This window comes from Archaeoglobus sp. UBA230 (genome assembly GCA_002507545.1).
In the GTDB taxonomy this organism is placed as follows: domain Archaea; phylum Halobacteriota; class Archaeoglobi; order Archaeoglobales; family Archaeoglobaceae; genus Archaeoglobus.
This window is the reverse complement of sequence record DAVR01000028.1, coordinates 68,717-75,812: the sequence shown is the minus strand read 5'-3', so window position 1 is coordinate 75,812 and position 7,096 is coordinate 68,717. Positions and strand designations below refer to the sequence as shown.

Annotated in this window: 8 protein-coding genes; 5 read left to right on the top strand and 3 right to left on the bottom strand. The window is 45.1% G+C overall.

Annotated features, from left to right (window positions below; genetic code table 11):
• A partial coding sequence (locus tag BP688_RS08585; protein WP_290624596.1) for a TetR/AcrR family transcriptional regulator occupies positions 1-324 on the bottom strand: 324 nt, incomplete at its 3' end.
• Between the two features lie 202 nt (positions 325-526).
• Between BP688_RS08585 and BP688_RS08580 the strand changes: the two genes are divergently transcribed.
• From BP688_RS08580 to tgt, 4 genes are all read left to right on the top strand, one after another.
• Positions 527-652 (top strand): hypothetical protein, encoded by a 126-nt coding sequence (locus BP688_RS08580; protein WP_290597178.1) that lies wholly within the window; start codon positions 527-529, stop codon positions 650-652.
• Complete coding sequence (locus tag BP688_RS08575) at positions 653-1,225, top strand: MATE family efflux transporter (RefSeq protein ID WP_290597177.1); 573 nt, start codon at positions 653-655, stop codon at positions 1,223-1,225.
• Positions 1,226-1,338: 113 nt separating this feature from the next.
• The gene (locus BP688_RS08570; protein ID WP_290597176.1) at positions 1,339-1,806 is read left to right on the top strand and encodes an MATE family efflux transporter; all 468 of its coding nucleotides are present in this window, start codon (positions 1,339-1,341) and stop codon (positions 1,804-1,806) included.
• Positions 1,807-1,920: 114 nt separating this feature from the next.
• A complete protein-coding gene (tgt, locus tag BP688_RS08565) occupies positions 1,921-3,129 on the top strand; it encodes a tRNA guanosine(34) transglycosylase Tgt (protein ID WP_290623508.1) in 1,209 nt (402 codons plus the stop codon).
• A gap of 240 nt (positions 3,130-3,369) precedes the next feature.
• On the opposite strand, the gene ilvD is transcribed toward tgt, so the two are convergent.
• The gene (ilvD, locus tag BP688_RS08560) at positions 3,370-5,040 is read right to left on the bottom strand and encodes a dihydroxy-acid dehydratase (protein ID WP_290597174.1); all 1,671 of its coding nucleotides are present in this window, start codon (positions 5,038-5,040) and stop codon (positions 3,370-3,372) included.
• Positions 5,041-5,168: 128 nt separating this feature from the next.
• Here ilvD and BP688_RS08555 point away from each other — a divergent pair, with 128 nt between their 5' ends.
• Positions 5,169-6,422 carry a tRNA (N(6)-L-threonylcarbamoyladenosine(37)-C(2))-methylthiotransferase gene (locus tag BP688_RS08555; RefSeq protein WP_290623512.1) on the top strand — a complete coding sequence of 418 codons (1,254 nt, stop codon included), beginning with the start codon at positions 5,169-5,171 and terminating at the stop codon, positions 6,420-6,422.
• On the opposite strand, the gene BP688_RS08550 is transcribed toward BP688_RS08555, so the two are convergent.
• Positions 6,419-7,090: a DUF554 domain-containing protein gene (locus BP688_RS08550; protein WP_290597173.1), complete on the bottom strand. Its 672-nt coding sequence runs from the start codon at positions 7,088-7,090 to the stop codon at positions 6,419-6,421. The two genes, BP688_RS08555 and BP688_RS08550, sit on opposite strands and share 4 nt — an antisense overlap.
• Positions 7,091-7,096: the final 6 nt, after the last annotated feature.

Here is a 7,096-nt window from a genome sequence, read left to right as displayed (position 1 = left end):
AAATTTTTTGGGACTATACACTTCAGACTGGAAGCTTAATGCGTATAGCATGAACTCTATCAGTTTCCTCCTCTCCCTTATGTATTTAATCCACAAATCCACCAATTCCTCAACGCTTCCAATCCTCAATTCGTCCACCAGACTTCTGTAGGCGTGAAGGAGGGTTGCTCTAATCAAATTCCGCTTACTCCCAAAGTGATACAGGACTAAGCTCTTGGAAACTCCCGCTTCTCTTGCAACATCGTCAAGACTTACTTCGTGAGGTGGTTTAGCCGTGTAGAGCTTGAGGGCAGCGTTAAGTATATTGACTGTCTGGTCAGTCATATATTGACTTGTTAGTCAAAAATATAAAATTTTCTATCCACAAAATATTAGATTTGAAGAGTGTTAGCATGATGATACACGAAACCGCTATCCCATATCTTAATTCAACCTGACGTCAAGATTTGAAGTCTTACGACTTGCGTCGTAGAAGAAAGTCCTGAAAATAAAAATGTTAACTAACCTTACTTTTTTCCGACACTTCGTGACTTTGAGAGAGAAAAAGAACCTTGGGACTCTGATGGGCGAGCCGAGAAAAGCTTTGATCAAGCTTTCTATCCCAATGGTAATCAGCAATTTTGTTTTCACACTGTATATTCTCGCTGATTGAGTGTGGGTTGCGGGTCTTGGACCTAACGCATTATCTGCAGTTGGAATATTCTTTCCGCTTTTCTTCATCTTTCTCGCAATTTCGTTAGGACTCAACGTTGGGTCCAACTCAGCTATTTCGAGGAGAATAGGAGCAAAGGATGTTAGAGGGGCAAATCTTACCGCAATACACGCCTTCTTGGTTGGATTTCTTGTTTCAATTCCAATGACTGCATCCGTTATTCTCCTAACACCAGCTATGATTTTGCTTGGTGCTGGAGGTGAGGTTCTGCAGCTTTCCATCGAGTATGGACGAATAATGATCCTCGGAAGTGTATTTCTGATGTTCAACAACACCTCGATGGGAATTCTGAATGGAGAGGGAAACGCAAAGAGGGCCATGTACGCAAACACAATCGGGAGTGTTTTGAACATCATTCTTGATCCGATATTCATCTACGTTTTAAACCTCGGCGTTGCCGGTGCAGCCCATGCAAGTGTTCTTTCAATGGTTATCTCATCTGCAGTCTTTTTGTTTTGGTTTTTAACCGGTAAAACCTTTGTAAAGCCAGAATTTCCCTTTAAATGGGACTGAAAAATTGCCTTTGATTTGTTCAGGGTTGGTACGCCCTCTTCCCTCTCAATGCTTACCATATCTATAGCCTTCATGCTGATTAACCGAACTTGTGATTGAAACAGGGGGGTAGTGTGGGGCTGGCTGCCTACACAAGTACATGGAGGTTGATTCATTTCGGATTCGTCCCTCTCTTCGGAATGAGCGTGGCGTTGACTGCTGTCACCGGAGCTGCTTACGGTGCGAGGAATCCAAAGAAGATTGAGGAGAGCTTGAACTACGCCGTCAAATTGTTGCTGTTGATTGACGCAGCAATCCTTTCTGCAATGGTTGCCTTTGCCCCTCAAATCTCTACAATTTTCACATACACTGAAGCCTCAGCAGTTATTTACGATGAAGTGGCTAAAACAATAAAGATAACAGCATTTATCCTGCTCTTCGCACCACTTGGAGTTTCCTCGGCATCCGTTTTTCAGGGAATGGGAAAAGGTGAGAGGTCTTTTGCAATTACCGTTTTGAGATCAGTTGTTTCTCAGTTTCTCTTGCCTATCTACTTGCAATTCCCTTCGGATTTGAAGGTATTTTGCTGGGTATCGTTTTAGGAGAGGCTGTTGGCTGTTTTATGGGTTTTGGATGGGTTAGGTTTACTGTTAGAGGGTTGATGTTGAAAGAGGCATCCAACAACCTTTAAAAATTTCTGTCCAACTAAACGCTGAATGAAATTCAAAATCAAACACACCCTCGACAGAATGCGCGTTGGAGAGGTTAAAACCCGACATGGGAGCTTCAAAACCCCGGTTTTCATCCCGGTTGCAACCTTAGGTGCCATTAGGGGCTTGGACAACAGAGACTTAAGAGATATGGGTGTGGAAGTCATTCTCGCGAACACCTATCACCTCCACCTCAGACCGGGTGACGAGCTTATCAGAGACCTTGGAGGGCTGCATAAGTTCATGAACTTTGACGGGCCAATTGTGACAGACTCTGGTGGCTTTCAGGCCTTCTCCTTGGGTTTTGGAATGGAACATGGTGTGGGGAAGATAGCCAACAACATATTTCTCGAGGGATTGAGCGAAGAGAGGCTGAAAGAAATCCAGAAAGAGGGTAAAAAGCTCGCTGTTGTGACAGAGAGAGGTGTAAAATTCAAAGACCCAAAATCAGGCAGAATAATCGAACTCACACCCAGAAAATCCATGGAAATTCAATCAAACCTCGGTTCTGACATCATCTTCGCATTCGACGAGTGCACCTCACCTCTTTCTGACAGAAGCTACACCGAGAAGGCACTGGAAAGAACCCACAGGTGGGCTGAGGAATGCTTAGAATACTACGATAGAAGGCAGGCTCTCTTTGGCGTTGTACAGGGCGGAAAGTACAGGGATTTAAGGGAAAAGTCTGCAAGATTTATGGCGGAGAGAGACTTTGCGGGCTACGGGATTGGCGGATCATTGGGTAAGAGCAAGCAGGATATGCTGAACATTCTGGACTGGGTGATTCCTTTGCTGCCGGAAGATAAGCCGAGGCATCTTCTGGGCATTGGAGCGGTTGAGGATTTATTCAACTGCACTGAAAAGGGTGTAGACATGTTTGACTGTGTAGCTCCAGCAAGATGGGCGAGAAGGGGACATCTATACATCAGCCCAGCTGAAGGTGGGACTCGGGCAAATAAATTCAGAATCCATATCCGAAATGCGAGGTTCAGAAGAGATACAAAGCCTGTTGACAGTACCTGCGAGTGCCTTGTTTGCCAGAACTACTCCAGAGCATATTTAAGACATCTTTACACTGCAAACGAGCTACTATACTTCAGACTTGCCACATATCACAACCTCTTTTTTATCCTGAGTCTTATGGAGAAGATCAGGGAGTCAATCAGGGAAGGTAGTTTTTATGAATTGAAGAGAGAGTGGTTAGGGGGAGACTAAGTTGTGTAAGCACCTGAAAGAGCTAAAAGAGAAAATAAAGCAGTTTGAGGCTGAAGATACCCTCAAGAAAATAGAGTGTTGTGGCCAAAGAAGAATCGTGATTGTAAGAGATACATGACCATGAGAAAAGCCACTTTAGATTTAGTATTCACAGAGGCTGGGAATGTCATATGTCGCGGCTCGAGATACTGGGATAGATTAGATATACACAAAAAAGGAATATTTTGCTCACCAATCAAACTAAACCATCACACCTCCCTCGTCTGCACTGCTTGCAAGCCTTGAATACCGGTAAAGACAGCCTTTCTTAACCTTCGACTCGAATTCCGGTAGGTTTTTCAGTCTCTCTTCTATTTCATCATCGCTCAGCTTGACTTCAAGGCTCCTTTTCGGGATATCTATCTCTATCACATCTCCGTCCTCAACCACAGCAATTGGGCCCTTCTCAGCAGCTTCAGGAGAGACATGGCCGATACATGGCCCTTTTGTAGCCCCACTGAACCTGCCATCTGTGACGAGAGCTACACTCTCGCCCATTCCCGAGAGCATCAGGACAGTAGTTGCCGTAAGCATCTCCCTCATCCCGGGCCCGCCCTTCGGACCTTCATACCTTATTACTATGACCTCTCCTTCTCTAATTTCTCTGTTTAAAATCGCCGCAACTGCATCTTCTTCCTTATCAAAAACCCTCGCCTCTCCTTTAAACTTCAGCATTTTCTTGCTTACAGCGGCAGTTTTAACCACTGCCCCTCTTGGAGCGAGATTTCCCCACAAAATTGCTATACCACCCTCCTTATGAACAGGCTTCTCCAACGGTCTTATAACATCCTCGTCGTAGATTTTAGCCTTCTCAGCTATTTCTCCGATCTTTTTGCCCGTAACCGTAACACATTCTTTATTTATTAGTCTCTCCAACCTTTTGAGTAGGGCAGGAATTCCGCCAGCCTGGTGAAGGTCGAAGATTGTGTATTCCCCTCCCGGAGCGATTCCACAGATATGCGGCACCTTTCTGCTGATTTCATCGAAAAGATCAAGTGGAATTTTTATCCCAAGTTCGTTCGCAATAGCTGGGAGGTGCAGAACTGTATTTGTAGAGCCGCCAAGTGCCATATCTACCATTACAGCATTTTCGAATGCTTCCTCAGTCAGGACGTCGCTTGGCTTGATTTCCTGCCTGTAAGTATCCATAACTGCTCTGCCAGCTTCAAGAGCTAACCTGAGCTTTGCGGAGTATGCTGCAGGTGTCGTTGCCATCATCGGAATTGTCAGACCCATAACCTCGGTAAGGCACTGCATGGTGTTTGCCGTGAACATTCCAGCACATGCACCTGCCGTTGTGCAGATGTTTTCCTCCACATACTTGGCGTATTCTGCATCAATTTCGCCCCTCTGCATTAATTCAAAAACCTCAGCAACATCTATGGCTGTCATCTCTCTTCCTTTAAACCTCCCGTAAGAGGGTTTGAATGGTAGCATTCCTCCACCCAGAACAAAAACAGTTGGTATGTCGAGTCTGGCTGCTGCCATCAGCATTCCGGGCACGATCTTGTCGCAGGTGCAGATGCAAACCATTGCATCAAAGCCATGAGCTTCGATCATAAGCTCTATGGAGTCCGCTATGGTCTCCCTACTTGGCAGAGGTGCTCTCATCCCCTCATGTCCCATTGCAACTCCATCGCAGATTGCTATTGTGTTGAATTCAAGAGGGATTCCTCCCTTCTCTCTTATTCCCATCTTAACGTGGTAGGCAAGTTGCTTCAGGTGCATGTGTCCCGGAACAACTTCATTCCACGAATTTACAACAGCAACAATTGGTTTTTCGAAATCTTCATCAGTTAAGCCAGCACATCTCAGCAAAGCCCGATGACCCACTCTCAAAGGTCCTCCCACAACCTTTTCACTTCTTTTCATGAAAGTTAATTATTTTAGGTGATTGATAATCTTTTTGACAGTTAAGGAAAATTAGATTTTGAACTCGTAGCCTGAAGGATTTGAAGTAAAACCTATTAAACCAGTCCTCCAATAAACTCAGGTTGAGAGTGGCGATTGAAACCTACGGCTGCACGATGAATCAGGCAGATTCAGACATAATGAGAGGCTTAATCTCAAAGCAGTTTGAGCTGTCGTCAGTTGAGGATGCAGACGTTGTTGTGATAAACTCATGTGGTGTTGTGGATTACACTGAGAGAAAGATAATAAGGAGAATCAAAGAGTTAAAAACATCGGGTAAGAAAGTCGTTCTTGCTGGCTGCCTGACGAGGATAAGTGATCTGGCTGTAAAGCTTTCAGATTCTGCCATCTCACCTGAAAACGTGATAGACATTGTTGATGCTGTTCTTTCAGCAAGGAATGGCAAGAAAATTTTGGCAGAACGGAGAAACGTGGATAAATCGGAACTCTGTGACCTCAAAAAGAGGTATAGGGATAGCACAATAGCAATAGTATCAATATCAGAGGGGTGTTTGGGCTCTTGCAGTTTCTGCGCTACGAAGATGGCAAGGGGAAGACTGAGGAGTTTCTCGATGGATGGAATAGTCAGAGAAATTGAACGAGTCGTGAAAGAAGGTTTTAAAGAAATTCAGCTCACATCTCAGGATACAGGGGCTTACGGGCTTGATAAAGGCAAAGAAATGCTTCCCGAACTGCTGAATCGCATTTCAGAAATTGAAGGAGATTTTAGGGTTAGAGTCGGGATGATGAACCCCCAGCATGCTGTGAGAGTTCTTGACGATCTTATCTCTGCTTTCAGCAGCGAGAAGATTTACAAGTTTATACATGTTCCGGTGCAGAGCGGAGACAACAGGGTTCTTGAGGATATGAGAAGGGGGCATACGGTGGAAGACTATATCGAGGTTGTCGAGACCTTCAGGAAAAACTTCGACGATGTTCTGGTTTCGACCGACATCATCGTTGGCTTCCCAACAGAGAACGAAGAATCTTTCTGGAAAAGCTACGAACTTGTGAAAGAAACAAAGCCGGATATCGTAAACATAACACGATTCTCACCAAGAAAAGGAACTTTGGCGGCAAAATACAGGGATATACCGGGATGGATTAAGAAGGAGAGGTCGAGGAAGCTTACAGAGTTGGTGAGGGTGATAGGGCTGGAGAACAATTCGAGGTTTGCCGGAAAAAAGCTCAAGGTGCTCGTGACGAGAAAGGGTAAGGGAGATACAGTTCTGGCGAGAACGGATTCCTACAGGGCTGTTGTAACGGAGGGTGTTCTCGGACAGTTCATGGAAGTGGAGATTGTGGATTACAGGTTCAACTACCTCGTCGGGAAACCAGATTAAACAAAATAAACGATTAGGGGTGCAATGACCAGAGCCGGAAGCATGTTCCCAACCCTGAGTTTTTTTAGCTCTAAAAGATTTATTCCAATACCCATAATCAGCAACCCGCCCGTAGCAGTCAGCTCGTTTATCATGCTCTCCGTAACAACCCTGCTGAGTTCAGAAGCGAGGACTGCGAAAAATCCCTGATACAGGAGAACACTCACGCTGGAGAAAGCAACGCCTATCCCGAGAGCTGAAGCAAGTGCGATGGATGCAACTCCATCGAGCATTGATTTTGCAAGCAACACTGATATATCGCCGGTCAAACCCTCTTGAATTGGACCAAGTATCGCCATAGGACCGACACAGTAAAGCAGTGTTGCTCCAACAAATCCTTCCGAGAACTTTCCTCTTCCAAATCTCCTCTCAACCCTGACGCCAAAATTCTCTAACCATCTCTCGATTCCGATGAGTTCTCCAGCAATCGTTCCCGCCACTATGCTCAAAGTTGGTATGAGAACGTTCTCAGTCTTCAACCCCATGCTTATCCCTATCAACAACACAGGAAGTCCGAGAACGTTCATTAACGCCTTTCTAACTTCATCCTTCATTCTCGAACCAACAAGAATTCCGGCAATTGATGCGATTACGATCGTTGCAGCGTTGATCAGCGTTCCGACGAGCATGTTTGA